The organism is Arthrobacter sp. NicSoilB8 (assembly GCF_019977355.1).
Taxonomy (GTDB): Bacteria; Actinomycetota; Actinomycetes; order Actinomycetales; family Micrococcaceae; genus Arthrobacter.
The window spans coordinates 4089022-4105724 of sequence record NZ_AP024655.1 but is presented as its reverse complement, the minus strand read 5'-3'; the positions used below and the strand labels follow the sequence as shown (position 1 = coordinate 4105724).

Sequence of the window (16703 nt, the reverse complement as noted above, 5' to 3'; positions counted from 1 at the left end):
AGGCCGGTCACTTCGTTGCCTCAGTTAGCACGCCGCCTGTTCGTTCTGCCCCCCGACCTCGAAGGAGCAGCGCGCAGCTGGCTTGAACACGGCGAGCGCACGCCCCGCGCCCCGCGCTACGCCTCCTCGGTGATCCTCCTGCGCGACTCGCCCACCGGCCTGGAGACCTGGCTCGGGTACCGGACGGGGTCCTCCCCGCTCGGTGTCCTCGCCTTCCCCGGGGGATCACTGGAGGCGTCCGACGACGACGCCGTCGGCTGGCTGGGCCCCTCGCCCCAGCACTGGGCCGAGCAGATGGGGACAACCGACGTCGGGCTGGCGCGCCGCCACGTCGTCGGCGCCATCCGTGAGCTCTTTGAGGAGACCGGCATCCTGCTGGCCGGCCCGGACCTGTCCACCACGGTGGAATCGACCTCCAGCGCCGAATGGATGCGTGCCCGCGAAGCCGTGGCGGAGCAGGAGAAATCCTTCACGGATGTCCTTGCCAAGCGCGGGCTCTCGCTGCGCACGGACCTGCTCAAACCTCTGGTCAACTGGCTCAGCCCCGATTTTGCGCACCGCCGGTTCAACACCCGCTACTTTGCCGCCACCCTGCCCGTGAACCAGCAGCCCTCACTGCTGGCCAGCAAGGGCGTGTGGGGCCGTTGGGTGTGCGTCCGCCAGGTGGTGCGCGAGCGGGACACCACCGTTCTTGGCGACGAGGTGGGGCAGGAAAACACGGTCGGCCGGACCCTGGGCGAACTCCTGGTGCCCGGCTCCGAGATCATGCTCGAGAAAATGGCCAAGGCCAACGGCTGCATCGCCTACCTCAGCTACAAGCGCAAGGCCCACGTCTACCAGCCGAAGCTCGTCGAGGAAGAGGGCCGGCTCATGCTCGAAGTCGAGGCCGCCAAGACCGTGGCCGGCGAACCCCAGCGGGAGCGCTAAAACCGCAGCGCCTGGCCTGAGCGGCCTTGGTCTGCTGCGCGGCGCCTGCCGGCCCGGGGGCATGCCCTCCGGTGGCCCTGGCCGGTGGACATAGTGGCATTATGTCCACTCCTGGCTGCCGGGGCTGGACATGTCCAGGCGATGCTGCGGCCTCCAATGGGCATGCCCCTCGCTGCGCGGAACAGCTGAGACATTCCCACATCCCCTGCCCAGTCTGGCGCCCGGCCCGCGTATCCCACGTCAGGTCAGCCTGGCACAGCCGGACTGGGCATGCTCCTCCGTATGCCGCGCAAGCCCGGGGGACATGCCCTCCGCTGCGCCGTGCGGCTGAGCATGTCCCCCTGTGCCCTGCGCCGGCCCGGGGGCATGCCCTCCGTTGGCTCTGGCCGGTGGACATAGTGGCATTATGTCCAGTCCTGGCTGCCGGGGCTGGACATGTCCAGGCGTTGCGGCGGCCTCCAATGGCATGTCCCTCGCTGCACTGCCCAATGGGGTCAGCGGCCAACGGGACATGTCCCGCGGAACGGCCGGGCGCGGAACAACAGAAGGCCGGCCCCGTAGGGACCGGCCTCCGTGCCTGCTGCTGATGATTCCTAGCGGGAACGCTGGCGCAGGCGCTGCATGTCGAGGATGACGACGGCGCGGGCTTCCAGGCGGAGCCAGCCGCGCTGCACGAACTCAGCGAGGGCCTTGTTGACCGTTTCGCGCGAGGCGCCGACCAGCTGGGCAAGCTCTTCCTGCGTCAGTTCGTGAGCGACCAGGACGCCGTCGGTCGCGGGGCGGCCGAAGCGGTCGGCCAGATCCAGCAGCGCCTTGGCCACACGGCCCGGGACGTCGGAGAAGACGAGGTCGGAGAGGGAATCGTTCGTGCGGCGCAGGCGGCGGGCCAGGGCCTGCAGCAGCTGGGCCGAAACCTCGGGGCGGGTGCGGAGCAGCGCGTTGAGGCTCTCGTTCTTCAGCCCGGCGAGACGCGTCTCAGACACGGCGGTTGCCGTGGCCGTCCGCGGGCTGGGGTCGAAGAGGGCCATTTCGCCGAAAAGTTCACCCGGGCCGAGGATGGCAAGCAATGACTCGCGGCCGTCCGGCGACGTGCGGCCGAGCTTTACCTTGCCGGAGACGATGAAGTAGAGCTGGTCGCCCTGGTCGCCTTCCCGGAATACCGAGGCACCGCGTGAAAGGTCCACCTCGGTGAGTTCGTCCGTCAGCAGACGGAACGCCTCGTCGTCGAGCGTGGCGAAAAGGGGTGCGCGGCGCAATACCTCGATATCCATGAAATCTCCTGACTAGCTGTGTCGGCTGGGGCGCTTCAGCCATTCTTTCAGAATTTTGGCGCTTCTGTGACGTAGTTGGCACCGAAACGCCCGATGGGTCCGAATGCGAACGGCCCGGGATGTCCCCGCAGTTCCCGGCAGACCCTCCAGAGCGGCGGCCGGTCGGCAAACGTTCAGCTTACACCGCTAGAATCGTGGCTTAACTGTCTGTGAGGAGCCCCGGTGTTTGGCTTGACCATTTTGGACCTGGTGTTGGTCGTGGCGCTCTTGTCCTACCTGATCCACGGCCTTCGCAACGGCTTCCTGGTGACGCTCGGAGGCATCGCGGGATTCGCAGCAGGCGCGGTCGCCGCCTTCGTTTCCGTTCCCATCGTCAGCGGGCTCGTGGAGGACAGCGGCTGGCGCCTGACGGCGATTATCGCCACCGCGGTCCTGCTGATGATCGTGGGGAACGGCCTCGGCACCATGATCGGACGGCAAATCCGCAGCGTCGTGCCTTTCAGCCCCCTGCGGGCGGCGGACCGCCTAGTCGGCGGAGGCGTGAACGTGGTGGTGTCCGCCCTCGTGATGTCGATGCTGGCCTTCAGCATCGGGGCACTGGGCGTGCCGTTCGTGTCCCAGCAGCTCGCCGAGTCCAAAGTCATCAGGTTCATCGACGGCGTGACGCCGACGCCGGTCAAGGCATCGATGGCGCAACTGCGGTCCGCCGTGATCGGCGAGGGCATACCCACCCTGCTCGACGGCTTCGGCCAGAGCCAGCCGGTCGCCGTCCCGGACACCAACACGGACACCCCGGCGCTGAACAAGGCCGCCGCGTCGGTGCTGAAGATCGCCGGAACCGCCTACCAGTGCGGCCAGAACCAGACCGGAACCGGCTTCGTGGTCGCTCCCGGGCGTGTGGTGACCAACGCCCACGTGGTCGCCGGAGTGGATGAGCCGGTGGTGGAGACGCCCGGCGGCCGGGCCCTGCCCGGGCGCGTCGTGTACTTCGACACCCAGCACGACCTCGCCGTCGTGGCCGTGGACGGTCTGCGCTCGGAGCCCCTCCCGCTGGCCTCCGACCTGCCGGCCGGCAGCGCCGCAGCCTTCGCCGGATATCCGCACGGCGGCCCCTTCCAGTCCAAACCCGCCACGGTGCAGGACATCACCACCGTGCTCGTCCCCGACATCTACGGCAACAATGCGGCGCCCGAGGACGTGTACCGGATCGCCGGCGACGTGCAGCCGGGCAACTCCGGGGGCCCGCTCCTGACCATGGACGGGCAGGTGGCGGGGGTCGTCTTTGCCAAAGCCACCACGGAGTCCTCGCTCGGATTCGCCATCACCATGAACGATCTTGGCCCCGTTGCGGCCCAGGCGCCGGGGCTCGGCAGCGCAGTGTCCTCCGGACAGTGCGTCAAGAAGTAGCCGGCTGGGCCACCCGCGGGTCTGTCACCCCGAGGCGCTAGCCGCCGCGGGCTACAGCCACTCCAAGCTCTGGCCGTGCGGGCCCGCGATGGCAGCCGGCTCACCGTCCTGGAGCAGCAGGAACCGGCCGCGGAGCCGGGCGTCGTCCATTTCCGGAACCACGCTGGACCCGTCGGCCTGGGCGAGCACCGTGTGGCCTTCGTTTGAGAGCCAGTGGCAGCCCCGCTCCGCCGCGAGATCCGCCATGGTGCGGCGGAACTGGGTGCGGCCGGCGCCGTCGAGGTAGGCCATGACGGCGCTGTGGAACACCACCAGGGCGGCGTCTTCCGGAGCCCGGGCGGCGAGTCCCACGAGCTGTTCGTTGAGGTCGCCGGACACCAGCAGCGGCGGGTCCTCCCGGGCGATGGCGATCGCCTGCCGCAGCCGTTCGAGACGGAACTCCTGCTCCGGCCAGACGAGGGCTTCCAGCCAGGCGACGTCGTCCCGGTTGCGGACATCCAAGGGGTTGAGGTCGATCCCGGCGCGCCAGACGACCTGGGGAAGTGCCGCCGGCAGCGGGACCGGTCCTGAGGTGACGCAGCGCAGGACCGGGTAGGTGCCGGGCCGTGCGCCGGCAGGATCCAGTCGCGTCGTCCTTGCCTCCGCGGCTTCCGCGACGTACTCGTAGCCGTAGCGGTCCGGGAACAGCGCCAGGCCGGCCGAGGCGCCCACCTCGATCAGGGCCAGCGGCCGGCCCTCGGTGGCCGAGATCTGGGCGAGGGACGGCAGCAGGGTGGTACAGCGTCCGGCCTCGTTGGTCTGGGTGGCACGCGACAGCACGATGTCCGAGACCGCGGCCCAGTGTCCGTCCAGGAAGTTCCGGAAGTCACGGTAGGGGCTGATCTGTGCGCCGAGGAACCGGGCCGCGGCGAGGAGCAGCAGTGGCTGGCGCTTGTTGTACGGCCACAAGTCGATCCGCCGGATCAGCTCGGCGTCCCCGGCGATCCCCACCGCCCACTCGGCATAGCAGGGGGAGGAACCCGGCGCATCGAACGTGCCAAAGTGCCTGTACCACTGCGCGGTGCCCGAATCCGTGCCCGGTTCCGTGCCTGAATCCGTGCCCGAACTTCTGGCCGGTTCCCCGGACGCCCCTACGTGCTCCGCGGCGGACATGCTCAGTCCTTGGCCGTGTGCAGTCCGGCGAGGTATTCCACCGCGAAGCGGTAGCCCAGGATCCCGGCGCCGGCGATCACGGCCTTGCTAATGTCCGAAAGGTAGGAATGGTGCCGGAACGGCTCGCGGGCGTGAACATTGGTGATGTGCACCTCGACCGTGGGCAGCGCAACGGCGGATATGGCGTCCCGGATGGCCACCGACGTGTGCGTGTAGGCGCCGGCGTTGAGCACGATTCCCAGCGCCTTCCCGCGCGCGGCGTGGATGGCGTCCACGAGAGCCCCCTCATGGTTGGACTGGAAGCACTCGACGTCCAGGCCGTGCGCGGCACCGGCGTCTTTGGCGAGCTGTTCGACGTCGGCGAGCGTCGCTGTCCCGTACTTCTCGGGTTCGCGGCTGCCGAGTAGGTTCAAATTGGGTCCGTTGAGAACCAGGATGGTGCCGCGGCCGGCAGCACTGGCGGGGGTGGCTTCAGTCATGTCTGCAAATCTATCGCGCCGCGCCCCGCCTGCGCTGTTCGTTACTGCCACTCAGTTTGTTAAAGCCAGCCGGTTGTTACAGCCACCCGGTTTGATTCTGCCGCGCCGTTCGTTCCTGCGGATGTGTCGGCGGCGTCGGTGCCGAGGGGCAGGTTCAACGACGACGGCGGCGCGGCCCGCCGGATTGGGCAGCGCCGCCGTCGTCCCTGCGCCGGGTTCCAAGCATGCCGGCGGGCCGTTCTGCCGGCTATTTCGTCAGGCTATTTCTTCAGTGACTGCGCGATCTGGGTCATGACGGTGTTGTCGGCGAGAGTCGTGGCGTCGCCGACCTCGCGGCCTTCGGCGACGTCCTTGAGCAGGCGGCGCATGATCTTGCCGGAGCGGGTCTTGGGCAGTTCCGGCACCACCAGGATGGTCTTGGGCTTGGCGATCGGGCCGATCTCCTTGCCGACGTGGTTGCGGAGTTCGGCGACGATGGCCTCGCCGGTGTCCACGGCGTCCCCACGCAGGATGACGAAGGCCACGACGGCCTGGCCGGTGGTCTCGTCCGCGGCGCCCACGACGGCGGCTTCGGCGACGGCCGGGTGGGAGACGAGCGCGGATTCGATTTCCGCGGTGGACAGGCGGTGGCCGGAGACATTCATGACGTCATCGACACGGCCCAGGAGCCAGATGTCGCCGTCCTCGTCCTTCTTGGCGCCGTCGCCGGCGAAGTACATGGTCTCAAAGCGGGACCAGTAGGTCTCCTTGAACCGTTCCGGGTCCCCCCAGATGCCGCGAAGCATGGCGGGCCAGGGTTCGCGGATGACGAGGTAGCCGCCGGAACCGTTGGGCACGGACTCGCCGAGTTCGTCCACGACGTCCACGGCGATGCCGGGCAGCGGGACCTGGGCCGAGCCGGGCTTGGTGGCCGTGACGCCGGGCAGCGGGGCGATCATCTGCGCCCCGGTTTCGGTCTGCCACCAGGTGTCCACGATCGGCGCCGGGGTTTCCTTCCGGCCGCTGTCACCGCCGATGACTTCGCGGTACCACATCCAGGCTTCCGGGTTGATGGGTTCGCCCACCGAGCCCAGGACCCGGATCGAGGAGAGGTCGGACTTGGCCGGGATCTCCTTGCCCCACTTCATGAAGGTGCGGATGGCAGTGGGGGCGGTGTAGAGGATGGAGACCTTGTACTTCTCCACGATCTCCCACCAGCGTCCCTGGTGCGGGGAGTCCGGGGTGCCCTCGTACATGACCTGGGTGGCGCCGTTGATGAGCGGGGCGTAGGCGACGTAGGAGTGCCCGGTGATCCAGCCGACGTCGGCGGTGCACCAGTAGACGTCCGTCTCCGGGTGCAGGTCGAAGACCGCCTTGTGCGTGTAGGCGCCCTGGGTGAGGTAGCCGCCGGTGGTGTGCAGGATGCCTTTGGGCTTGCCGGTGGTGCCGGAGGTGTAGAGGATGAAAAGCGGGTGTTCGGAGTCGTGGCCGACGGCGGTGTGCTCGGCGGAGGCCGTCCCGACGGTGTCGGCCCACCAGTGGTCCCGGCCCTCGTGCCAGTCCACGTCCTGGCCGTTGCGCTTGACCACGACGACGTTCTGGACGGTGTGACCGTCGTGGGACAACGCGTCGTCGACGGCGTGCTTAAGCGAGCTGGGCTTGCCGCGGCGGTAGGTGCCGTCGGCCGTGACGACGAGTTTGGCCTCGGCGTCGTCGATCCGGGACCGCAGGGCTTCGGCGGAGAAGCCGCCGAAGACCACGGAATGGATCGCGCCGATCCTCGCGCAGGCCAGCAGGGTGATGACGGCCTCGGGAATCATGGGCAGGTACACGGCGACGCGGTCGCCCTTGGCCACGCCCAAGGACTCGAAGGCGTTCGCGGCCTTCTTCACTTCCTCGGTGAGCTGGGCGTAGGTGTAGGCGCGGGTGTCGCCGGGCTCGCCCTCGAAGTAGATGGCCACCCGGTCCCCGTTGCCAGCCTCGACGTGGCGGTCCAGGGCGTTGTACGCGGCGTTGACCTCCCCGCCGACGAACCACTTCGCGAACGGCGGGTTGGACCAATCCAGCGCCTGGGTGAAGTCCTTGGACCAGCTCAGGAGCTCGCGGGCCTGCTTCGCCCAAAAGGCGGGATGGTCGGCGTCGGCCTCGGCATACTCGCCGGCGGTGACCACGGCGTTCGCGGCGAACTCGGCCGACGGCGCGAAGCGGCGGTTCTCCTGGGACAGGTTTTCGAAGGCATCGCCCTGGGGCGACTGCATTGCCGTGGAACCGGGAGTCTGCTGGGACATGGTGAACCTCATCATTCATCGATCCGTGCTGCGCGGACGTTCGTGGTGCCTCCGCGCCGGGCCGCATGCGCGGCGTCGGGCGGCGGCAGATCACGGCAGTACCGCGAGCTGTTCTGCAATAAACACTAATACGAGGGTCCGACCAAACGTGCGCCCCGTCACAAAGAGCGCCGTGAGCGGTGTTTGTTAAGCGACGAGTGGTTTGGCGGGCGGTGCGGAGGGCGGTCCGTGCGCGCCCGGGGTCGAAGAAAACCCAAAGAATTCTGCTGTGTCCGCCCTCGGCTTGTCAGCTAGTGATCGGCCAGCCACTTGGCTAGGCTGAAATCAAGTTGTGACATCCGATGGAGGCGGCGGGACCCGCTGGCGGTCCCGTTCTTGCCTGCCGTTAGACGGCACTGTCCAGAGTGCCGCCATGCTAAGGAGATACGGAATGAACGAGCAAGACAACGGGCAACTCCGGGCGCCCGCCCAACGCCAGGGCGGAACGGCTCAGCCCGGGCCCGCAGGGTTCGGCGACGCGCCACGCTTCACCGTGGACAAGAAGACCGCGAAGAAGAACGAGGCCGTCCTCGGTCCCTTCACCATCCGTGACCTCACCGTCTTCGGCTCAACCCTGTTTCTCTTCATCGCCTCCCTGATTCCGATGTTTGCCTTCGCCTACAACCTCTGGAACCTGGGCAGCCTGTTCTTCCTGGGCCTGGGCATCGTGCTGCCGCTCATCGTGACCGCCTTGTTCGTGGCACGCCGCCTGAGCCCGGCGACGAGGATCCGGATCGGATCCCTGTCGGTCGACCAGTTCGCATCCGTCGTGGCGTCCTTCACGCTGGCCTTCTTCTTCCTCGCCGCCGCCGGGGCGTTCGTGCCGAGCATGCTGATAGCCCTCCTTGGCGCCGCAGGGCTCTTCGCGGCCACGGTGCTGGCCCGCTGGATCCCGTTCTTCGCCGGCGACTTCCTCGGCCGGGAGGAAACGCCTGCCCACGTGGTGGCCCGGGAAGCTGTTGTCCCGGTGCAAAAGCCCCGTGCGCCCAAAGCTCCGAAGCAGCCCAAACCGGGCAAGGACTCCGCGGATGCAGCCAAGGCCGGCTGGGCCAAGCGTCCGGCCACCGGCGGCCAGGCCGCCGCGCCGGCGGCATCACCCGCCGTGTCACCCTCCGGAGCAGCGTCGGCCGGAGCAGCGTCGGCCGTAGCAGCGGCGGGCGCAGCTGCAGCGGGCGCAGCGCCCGCCGCGGCGCCGGGGAGTGCTGCCGCCAGTGCGCCGGAGACCCGGCTTTCCGGTGTTGTGCCGGCCGCCGCCGCTTCTAGCCCCGCCGCTTCTAGCCCCGCCGCTTCCAGCCCCGCCGCGCCGGCACCGTCCGCGCCGTCGACGTCGGCTCCGTCCGCCGGGGAACCGGCACCGTCAGGGGAACCGGCTCCGTCTGCGGAACCTGCCCGGTCCGCCGCGGCGCCCGCCGCGGAACAGACCCAGGCTGCCGAAGTGCCTGCCGCAGCCGCTGCCCCTGCTGCCGCTGCGGCCTCGGCCGCGGAACAGACCCACTCCGCCGCCACCGCGCCCGCCGCGGGTTCCCCGGGAGCCGAGCAGACCCGCGCCGCCGACGTCCCGGCGGCCTCCGGCGGGAGCGCCCCCACCACGGTCAACCCCCAGGTCCGGCCCCAGGAGCAGGTTCGCGCGCACGAGCCCATCGGCGCCACCGTCGACCCCGCCAGCCGGCCCGCGGAGGACGACGTCCACCCCGTCCACGAGGCCTTCTGGTTCGCCGTCGCACAGCCGCGCACCGCCGTCGACGAGCGCACCGGGGCTCCGGCGTTCGTCATTGAACCCGGCGGCTGGGTCCTTGCCCTCGAGGACCGCGGCACCTCATTCCTGGTCCAGCACACCGACGGACGACTCGGCGTGCTGCGGGATCTTAGCAACATCGAGCGCGGTTAGCCGGGCCCCGTGACCGTGGAATCCGGCAGCACCAAGCCCGGGACCGCCCCGGCGCCGGGGGAGTCCCTCCTGGCGCTCAAGCGCCGCGCCCGCCGGATCAACCGGGCACTCGCGGAGCAGTACCCGTATGCCCACGCGGAGCTGGATTTCCGCAGCCCCTTCGAACTCGTGGTGGCTACCGTGCTGTCCGCCCAGACCACGGACGTGCTGGTCAACCAGATCACGCCCCTGCTGTTCGCGCGCTACCCGGATGCGAGGCGGATGGCGGAGGCGGAGCCGGCCGAGCTCGAAGCCATCATCAAACCCACCGGTTTCTTCCGCGCCAAGTCCAGAAACCTCCTGGCGCTGTGCAACCGGCTGGTGGACGAGTACGACGGCGAGGTGCCGGGACGGCTGGAAGACCTGGTGACGCTGCCCGGCGTCGGGCGGAAAACCGCGAACGTCGTGCTGGGCAATGCCTTCGGCGTCCCGGGTATCACCGTGGACACCCACTTCGGCCGCCTGGCCCGGCGTTTCGGCTGGACGGAGTCGGATGATCCGGTCCGGATCGAGTCGGACGTCGCCGAGCTGTTCGAGCCCAAGGACTGGACCATGCTCTCGCACCGCGTCGTCTTCCACGGCCGCCGCGTCTGTCACTCGCGCAAGCCCGCCTGCGGCGCCTGCGCCGTGGCCAACTGGTGTCCCAGCTACGGGATGGGCGAGACCGACCCGGAGAAGGCCAGGAAGCTCTTGAAGTACGAGCTCGCGCCGGGGCAGGAGGAGCTGCTCGCGAAGCTGCAGGCCGAGACGCACCGTGCGGCCGAAATCAGGATGGAATCGCAGAGGAAGCCGCGGTGACCGCGCGCCAGGACCTGATCGATCTCGTCGCCGCGGTGGCGGCGGGCACCGCGCCGGCGCCGGATCCGCGCTGGCGGGAACTCGCCGTCGAACCCGGCGAACGCGTCCGTAAGGCCGCGGTGCTCATGCTCTTTGGCGCGCTGGACAACGTCCCGGCGGTGTCCGAGAAGTTGCTGGCTCCCGCAGATCTGGACGTCCTGCTGCTGCAGCGGGCACAGACCCTGGACGACCATCCCGGACAAGTGGCCTTTCCCGGCGGCGGCATAGACCCCGGCGAGTCCGTGATTGCCGCGGCCCTGCGCGAGGCGGAAGAGGAAACGGGCCTGAACCCGGCGGGCGTGAACGTGCTCGGGGTCATGCCTGAACTCGCACTGCCCCGGGGGAATTTCCTGGTCACCCCGGTCCTGGCCTGGTGGGCCTCCCAGTCGCCGGTCCGGGTGGTGGATTACGGCGAATCGGCCCAGGTGTTCCGCGTTCCGGTCCGGGACCTGCTGGACCCGGACAACCGGGTCATGGCGACGGTCAGCCGGGCCGGCCAGACATTCCACAGCCCCGCATTCACCGTCAACGGCGTGGTGGTGTGGGGGTTTACCGGCATGATCCTGAACCAGCTTTTTGACCAGCTGGGCTGGGCGGTTCCCTGGGACCGCGAGCGGCTGTACGGGATCGATGTCTGAGACCGGCACGACGCCGGCCTTCCTGCTGTACCGCTAGCCGGCCTTCCGGCTAGCCGGCCGCCGCGACGCTGCCTGCCAGACTGCTGCCGGCCAAGCCGCTGCCTGCCAGGCCGCTGCCGCCGAGTCTGTTGCCCTGCGAGGGAGCAATCGCCCGTGCTCCCTGCTTGGTAGCGGAGCTCCGATGTGTGCCGGACCGATCCACCACCAGGCCGGTCGCGGCGTTCTCGCGCACGGCGGTGATGCCCGCCGCCGCGCCTTTGATGGAACTGAACAGCGGGGAAACGGCCACAACCGTGCCGTCCGCTGCCGTCAGCCTGAAGAAATATGCCTTGTCTCCAGCTTGTGCGATCTCAAAAGTGCCAGCCAAACCGCTGCCTCCCCAATTTCCTTGCGTCGTTGCAATGGCCGGCGGAACTGACGGGAACTTTGCCGGCCTTTTTCGAGCCTAGCCCGGTGACGGGGGCCACACAACGCTACCGACGGGTACGTTACAGATGGTGACCGAGGTCACTCACTTGGCGTTATCGTAGGAGTCCACTACGGCCACGCTGACGGGAAATTCCACGGGTATGCGGCCAAACAGCAGTTCCTTGGCCGCAATTGCGGAGTCCTCGATCGCCCGAATGCAGTCGTCGACGGCGCCTTCGGGGCAGTGCACCATGACTTCGTCGTGCAGGAAGAATACGAGCCGACCCGCGGCCGCGCCGTCCGCCCGCATGGCGCGCAACCGCCGTCGGAGTTCCGCCAGCCAGCACGCCGCCCAGTCGGCGGCCGAGCCCTGCACCACGAAGTTGCGGGTGAAGCGGCCGCGCGAGCGGGCGATCGAGTCTGCCCGGCGCTGTTCCTCCGCTGTGGTGGAGTGCTGACTCTGGAGCCAGCGCTCCGACGGGGGCGGGCTGCTCCGGCCCAGGCGTGAGGTGACGGTCCTGCCGGCCTCGCCGTCGCGGGCGGCCTGCTCGACAAAGCCCACGGCACGCGGATAGGTGCGGGCGAGCTGGGGCATCAGCCGGCCGGACTCGCCCGTGGTCGCCCCGTAGATGGCGCCGAGGAGGGCCACCTTGGCTTTGGCCCGGTCGCCGCCGAAGCCCTGTGCGGCGATGCCGGCGTAGAGGTCCTTGTCCCGGGCGGCCTCGGCCATCTTGGAATCCTGCGCAAGCGCCACGAGCACCCGGGGTTCCAGCTGGGAGGCGTCGGCGACGATCAGCTTGTGGCCGGGATCGGCGTGGACCGCCCCGCGGACCTGGCGCGGGATCTGCAGCGCCCCGCCGCCCCGGGACGCCCACCGTCCGGACACCACGCCGCCCACCACGTACTCGGGCTGGAACCTGCCGTCCTTCACCCATGTATCAAGCCACGTCCAGCCGTTGGCCGTGTGGAGGCGGGCCAGCTTTTTGTAGGCCAGCAGCGGCTCGATCGCGGGATGGCTGGATTCCTTCAGTTCCCATTGGCGGGTGGTCTTCACCTCGATGCCGTTGCGGTGCAGGGCGCGCATGAGCTCCTGCGGAGAATCGGGGTTCAGCACCGGTGACTGCAGCCGCTGCCGCAGTTCGGCCGTGAGCGACTCGAGTTTGGCCGGCCGCTGGCCCGGAGCCGGGCGGGGTCCGAGCTGTTCCGAGAGAATCTGCTCGTGCAGTTCCGCCCGCCACGGGACGCCGGTGTGTTGCATTTCGGCGGCGATCATGGCTCCGGCGGATTCCGCGGCGAGCAGCAGCTGGAGCCGCTGCCGCCGGGTGGCGTCAGCGGCGGCGGGAGCGGCGGAGGCCGTGCCCGCCTGGCGAAGCGCCTCCTGCTGGGCGGCATACTCGGCGCGAAGAGCCTCAAGGGACCGGCCGGGATGCCGGCCGGGGGCCGGGGCATCGAAAAGCGCGCCCTGTTCGGGCGGCGGGGGTGGGGGCTGCAGGGCCCGCGGCGGCTGGTTCAGCTCGTCGTCCTGCGTCAGTTTTTCCGCCGCCTGGGCGTAGCCGGTGTGGGCGGTGAACTCCGAGTGGGCCAGGATCGAACCGCACAGCGTGAGGTCGTAGCAGCGCTCGAGCTCCACCCCGGCGCGCAGCAGTGCGGGGTACCAGTCCTGGGTGCGGTGCCAGATCCAGCGCGGGTGCCGCTCCTCGAGCCCGCGCACGACGCCGGCCAGGTCCCCGACGCTGACCACGCGGGGTTCCGGATTGGACGGTTCGGGGACGCCATCCGCCGTGAGTTCCTGGAGGACCGCGCCATCGGCGTGGGCGGCGAGCAGCAGGTACATAGGGTCAATTCTGCCCTGCTCCGGGGCGTGGTCTGTGCGCGTCTGGCGCCGGCGGCCGCAGGAATCCCCTCCGGCTTTTCCACATAGCCGACGACGGCGCTTACGTTGCGTTTCCGGCGCGGGCACAGTGGCAGCATGAACAGGCACCAGCAACCAGGTCCAGGTTCGCCGTCCGCGCGGGAGCCGGGGCCATGGATTCCTGGGGAAACCCCGGAAACGTTGCTCGTCACCGGGGTCGATGTGCTGCGCAATGAGGTGGAGCGCATTGTCGCCGCGGCCGGGGGACAGCTGCGGACGGTGCAGGACGTGTCCGATGCCGCACCGTTCTGGGACGCCGCGCTGGCCGTCCTGGTTGGCAGCGATATCCGCGAGTTGCCACTCCGGCGGAGGACGCCTGCTGTGCTGGTCGGCCTGAGGGATGACGGGGACGGGCTGTGGGAGTTGGCCGCCGCCATCGGGGCCGAACGTGTCGCCGTTCTGCCGGACGCCGCGGCCTGGCTGGCGGAATACCTCAGCCGGTCCCGCGCGCCGGAAGCCGGCGGGCTCGTCCTCGGGGTCACCGGCGGCTGCGGTGGCGCCGGCGCCACGACCGCCGCCGTCTGGATCGCGCAGGCCGCCGCCGGCCTCGGGGCCAGGGTGCTCCTGATCGACGGTGACCCCTGGGGCGGCGGCCTGGAACTGGCGCTGGCCGCCGAGGACGCCCACGGGCTCCGCTGGCCTGATCTGGCCGGGGTGAGCGGCAGCATCGACCCCGCCCAGCTGGACGACGCTCTGCCGACGGCCGGCGGATTCTCTTTCCTGTCGTGGCCGGGCAGCAGGGAAGGTGCAGCCGGTGTGGACGCAACCACAGTGGCCGGGGTTCTGGACGCCGCCCGGCGCGGCTGCGAGCTGGTCGTGCTGGATATCGGCCGGGGAGCGGCGACTTTGCGGTCCTTCGCCTGGGAATGCGACCGGATCGTCGTCGTGGTACCGGCCCGGCTGCGGGCTGCCGTCGCCACGGCAAGGTTGTTGCAGGAGCTTCCTCCGGTGGAAACGGCGCTGGTGGTCCGGGCTGGTCCCGGCGCCGCCTTGGATGCGCCCCTGATCGCCGAATCCGTCGGTCTACCCCTCCACGGGATCCTGCCGGAAATCAAAGGTCTGGCCGCGGCCACGGAACGCGGCCGTCTTCTGGAAGCCGGCCGGCAGCGCTCCGTCCGCCGTTTCATCGGCGGGCTTCTCGATTTGGACGGGGGTGACATCTGATGAGCGCCCATTCGGCCATGGGTCCCGCCGAACCGGATCCGACCACCCGCCGTGCGCGGGGCCGCCGCCGGTCGTCGGGATTCTTCGACGAGAAATTGCTGGAGTCCGTGCGTGAGTCCGTCATGGCCGATGCCGCCCCAGTAACGCCGTCGCGGGTCGCGGCGGCGGTCCAGGCTAGCGGGCGGCTGCTCGGCACGGCCGGCGCCCTGGCCGCGGTGGAGAGCATCAGCGCCGAACTCAACGGCCTCGGCCCCCTGCAGCCGCTCACCCGGGATCCCGCCGTGACGGACATTTTCGTCAACGGGCCTGACTCGGTCTGGCTGGACCGCGGCAAGGGCCTGGAAAGGGCGCCGGTGGTCTTTGCCGGGGAGCCGCAGATCCGGGCCCTCGCCGCGAGGCTCGTGGCAGCCGGCGGCCGCCGCCTGGATGACGGCTCGCCGTGCGTCGATGTCAGGCTCGACGGCGGCTACCGGGTTCACGCGGTGCTGCCGCCGATTTCCACGGCCGGGACCCTCTTGAGCGTCAGGATCCGCCGGGCCACCGTCTTCTCCATGCCCGAGCTGAGTCAGGCCGGCATGTTCGGAACCGGAACGCCCGGGCGGCTGGTCCAGTCGGTGCTCGAGCGCATGGTGGCGGCCAGGCTGAGCTTCCTCATTAGCGGGGCCACCGGCTCGGGGAAGACCACCTTGTTGGCCACATTGCTGGGGTTGTGCCATCCCCGGGAGCGGCTCGTCCTGATCGAGGACGCCGCGGAACTGAACCCTGTGCACCCGCACGTCGTCTCGCTCGAATCCCGGCACGGAAACCTGGAAGGTGGCGGTGCCGTGGACTTGTGCGAACTGGTCCGCCAAGCCCTCAGGATGCGGCCGGACCGGCTGGTTGTGGGCGAATGCCGCGGTGCGGAAGTCCGCGAACTGCTGTCAGCCATGAACACGGGACATGCCGGCGGCGGCGGCACCATCCACGCGAACGCGGCGGCGGCTGTGCCCGCCCGGCTGGCGGCGCTTGGCGCGCTCGCGGGCATGGGCCAGGAAGCCGTTTGCCTGCAGGTGGCGAGCGCGATCGACGCCGTCGTGCATGTCGAACGGACCGAGAGTGGGCGCCAGGTCGCGAGCATTGGCATCCTGGAAGCACATGAGTCGGAACTGGCTGTCATCATTGCGCTGGAAGTACTGAAGGGCCAGATCAGCTGCGGGCCCGCCTGGCCGCAGCTGGCGGACCGGCTTGGGCTGGAGCCGGGGATGGCCGGCCGGACCAGCACTGTGCCTGATGTGGCGGGCTCCGCGCAGCGGCCGGGGCCCGGCGATGAATCCCCGCTGTCGCGGGCCCCGTGATGAGTTTTCTCCAGATAGCCGCCCTGGTCCTGCTTCTGGTCCCGGTGTTGTGGCTGGCATCGCCCGCCCGGAGCGCGGCAGCCCGCCGCACCCGCAGGGCACTGCAGGACGCAGGCACGCGGAGCCCCGCAACCCGCAACCAGCCGCGCTCCGGGCCGCCGGGGCCCGGCCGGAGAGCCGTCCCGGTACCGGGCCGTTGGTTGGGCCGTTGGTTTGGCGGCGGGTCCGCCGGGACCGGGGCCGTCCCGATGACCGTTGTGGTCCAGCAGTTGGCCGCGCTGCTGAAGGGAGGACGCATCCCCGCCCGGCTGTGGGACGAATTGTGGGTGCTGTACGGCGGGGAGGCTGCGCGGGACTGGCCCCAGGTCCACACCGCGGCCCGGGGAACCGGCCGCGACGGGACCCGTGAAGTATCGCGACCGGTGCTCCGCCCCGAGTCCCTCAGGATCCTGGCAGCCGCACGGGCGGCCGCCCTGCGCGGGTCTTCCGTGGCCGCGGCCATCCGCCGGGAGGTGTCCGGGGAAGCAGCCGGCGAGGGGACCGGCGCCCCCGTTGCCAAGAGCCCCGCGGGCGTCCAGGCCGGCCGCGACACGCGGGTGTGGGGTGAGCTCGCCGCGTGCTTTGACACCGCGGAGGCCAGCGGCTGCCCGCTGGCCGACGTGCTGGCACGCTTTGCCGCCCACCTGGAGAGCGAAGATGACGCCGAGTCCGCCCGGCAGACCGCCTTGGCGGGGCCCCGGGCAACCGTCCGGCTGCTGACCTGGCTACCGCTGTCGGGACTGGGACTGGGCCTGGTCCTCGGCGTGGACCCGGTGGCGACGCTCCTTGGAAACCCGTGGGGCCTCGCGGTGTCGGCCGCGGGTGCGGTCCTGACCACCGCAGGCCGGTTGTGGTCCTCGAGGCTAGTCCGGGCCGCGGCGGGAGCTCAAGCATGACGACCC

Annotated in this window: 14 protein-coding genes; 8 read left to right on the top strand and 6 right to left on the bottom strand. The window is 70.0% G+C overall.

From position 1 onward, the window contains the following. Positions 1-15 precede the first annotated feature (15 nt). Positions 16-927, top strand: a complete 912-nt coding sequence (locus LDO15_RS18510) for an NUDIX hydrolase (RefSeq protein ID WP_223980949.1) — start codon at positions 16-18, stop codon at positions 925-927. 593 nt (positions 928-1520) lie between these two features. Here the strand turns inward: LDO15_RS18510 and LDO15_RS18505 are convergent. Further along, positions 1521-2198: a Crp/Fnr family transcriptional regulator gene (locus tag LDO15_RS18505; protein ID WP_011693220.1), complete on the bottom strand. Its 678-nt coding sequence runs from the start codon at positions 2196-2198 to the stop codon at positions 1521-1523. 222 nt (positions 2199-2420) lie between these two features. On the opposite strand from LDO15_RS18505, the gene LDO15_RS18500 reads away from it, so the two are divergent. Next, positions 2421-3605, top strand: coding sequence for a MarP family serine protease (locus LDO15_RS18500; RefSeq protein WP_223980947.1), 1185 nt, complete (start codon positions 2421-2423; stop codon positions 3603-3605). Positions 3606-3656: 51 nt separating this feature from the next. Here the strand turns inward: LDO15_RS18500 and LDO15_RS18495 are convergent, their stop codons facing one another. From LDO15_RS18495 to acs, 3 genes are all read right to left on the bottom strand, one after another. Continuing rightward, positions 3657-4757 (bottom strand): DUF2332 domain-containing protein, encoded by a 1101-nt coding sequence (locus tag LDO15_RS18495; protein WP_223980945.1) that lies wholly within the window; start codon positions 4755-4757, stop codon positions 3657-3659. A gap of 2 nt (positions 4758-4759) precedes the next feature. Next, a complete protein-coding gene (gene aroQ / locus LDO15_RS18490) occupies positions 4760-5236 on the bottom strand; it encodes a type II 3-dehydroquinate dehydratase (RefSeq protein WP_223980942.1) in 477 nt (158 codons plus the stop codon). A 260-nt stretch (positions 5237-5496) separates the two neighbouring features. After that, entirely contained in the window at positions 5497-7503 is a 2007-nt protein-coding gene (gene acs / locus LDO15_RS18485) for an acetate--CoA ligase (RefSeq protein WP_223980940.1), read from the bottom strand. Positions 7504-7933: 430 nt separating this feature from the next. On the opposite strand from acs, the gene LDO15_RS18480 reads away from it, so the two are divergent. Genes LDO15_RS18480 through LDO15_RS18470 form a run of 3 tightly spaced genes read left to right on the top strand, consistent with a single transcriptional unit; the run spans position 7934 to position 10944 of the window. Then, positions 7934-9430 carry a hypothetical protein gene (locus LDO15_RS18480; protein ID WP_223980938.1) on the top strand — a complete coding sequence of 499 codons (1497 nt, stop codon included), beginning with the start codon at positions 7934-7936 and terminating at the stop codon, positions 9428-9430. 9 nt (positions 9431-9439) lie between these two features. Further along, positions 9440-10267, top strand: a complete 828-nt coding sequence (gene nth, locus LDO15_RS18475; protein ID WP_223980937.1) for an endonuclease III — start codon at positions 9440-9442, stop codon at positions 10265-10267. Continuing rightward, entirely contained in the window at positions 10264-10944 is a 681-nt protein-coding gene (locus LDO15_RS18470) for a CoA pyrophosphatase (RefSeq protein ID WP_223980935.1), read from the top strand. The genes nth and LDO15_RS18470 overlap by 4 nt, the downstream gene beginning before the upstream one ends. Before the next feature lie 49 nt (positions 10945-10993). On the opposite strand, the gene LDO15_RS23545 is transcribed toward LDO15_RS18470, so the two are convergent. Both LDO15_RS23545 and LDO15_RS18460 read right to left on the bottom strand, forming a co-directional pair. Next, positions 10994-11311 (bottom strand): DUF1508 domain-containing protein, encoded by a 318-nt coding sequence (locus tag LDO15_RS23545; protein WP_346655971.1) that lies wholly within the window; start codon positions 11309-11311, stop codon positions 10994-10996. A 144-nt stretch (positions 11312-11455) separates the two neighbouring features. Continuing rightward, complete coding sequence (locus tag LDO15_RS18460) at positions 11456-13186, bottom strand: bifunctional 3'-5' exonuclease/DNA polymerase (RefSeq protein ID WP_223980933.1); 1731 nt, start codon at positions 13184-13186, stop codon at positions 11456-11458. Between the two features lie 135 nt (positions 13187-13321). Here LDO15_RS18460 and ssd point away from each other — a divergent pair, with 135 nt between their 5' ends. From ssd to LDO15_RS18445, 3 genes are read left to right on the top strand one after another with little or no spacing between them, the layout of a single operon-like run. Beyond that, entirely contained in the window at positions 13322-14428 is a 1107-nt protein-coding gene (gene ssd, locus LDO15_RS18455) for a septum site-determining protein Ssd (RefSeq protein WP_223980931.1), read from the top strand. Continuing rightward, positions 14428-15762, top strand: coding sequence for a TadA family conjugal transfer-associated ATPase (locus LDO15_RS18450; protein ID WP_223980929.1), 1335 nt, complete (start codon positions 14428-14430; stop codon positions 15760-15762). Before ssd ends, LDO15_RS18450 begins: the two co-directional genes overlap by 1 nt. Continuing rightward, the gene (locus LDO15_RS18445; RefSeq protein WP_223980926.1) at positions 15762-16697 is read left to right on the top strand and encodes a hypothetical protein; all 936 of its coding nucleotides are present in this window, start codon (positions 15762-15764) and stop codon (positions 16695-16697) included. The genes LDO15_RS18450 and LDO15_RS18445 overlap by 1 nt, the downstream gene beginning before the upstream one ends. Positions 16698-16703: the final 6 nt, after the last annotated feature.

Coding starts and splice junctions, on each gene's coding strand:
- LDO15_RS18505 (WP_011693220.1), bottom strand. CDS start 2,198: ATGGATATCGAGGTATTGCGCCGCGCACCCCTTTTCGCCACGCTCGAC.
- LDO15_RS18445 (WP_223980926.1), top strand. CDS start 15,762: ATGAGTTTTCTCCAGATAGCCGCCCTGGTCCTGCTTCTGGTCCCGGTG.
- ssd (WP_223980931.1), top strand. CDS start 13,322: ATGAACAGGCACCAGCAACCAGGTCCAGGTTCGCCGTCCGCGCGGGAG.
- LDO15_RS18495 (WP_223980945.1), bottom strand. CDS start 4,757: ATGTCCGCCGCGGAGCACGTAGGGGCGTCCGGGGAACCGGCCAGAAGT.
- LDO15_RS18460 (WP_223980933.1), bottom strand. CDS start 13,186: ATGTACCTGCTGCTCGCCGCCCACGCCGATGGCGCGGTCCTCCAGGAA.
- LDO15_RS18480 (WP_223980938.1), top strand. CDS start 7,934: ATGAACGAGCAAGACAACGGGCAACTCCGGGCGCCCGCCCAACGCCAG.
- aroQ (WP_223980942.1), bottom strand. CDS start 5,236: ATGACTGAAGCCACCCCCGCCAGTGCTGCCGGCCGCGGCACCATCCTG.
- LDO15_RS18450 (WP_223980929.1), top strand. CDS start 14,428: ATGAGCGCCCATTCGGCCATGGGTCCCGCCGAACCGGATCCGACCACC.
- acs (WP_223980940.1), bottom strand. CDS start 7,503: ATGTCCCAGCAGACTCCCGGTTCCACGGCAATGCAGTCGCCCCAGGGC.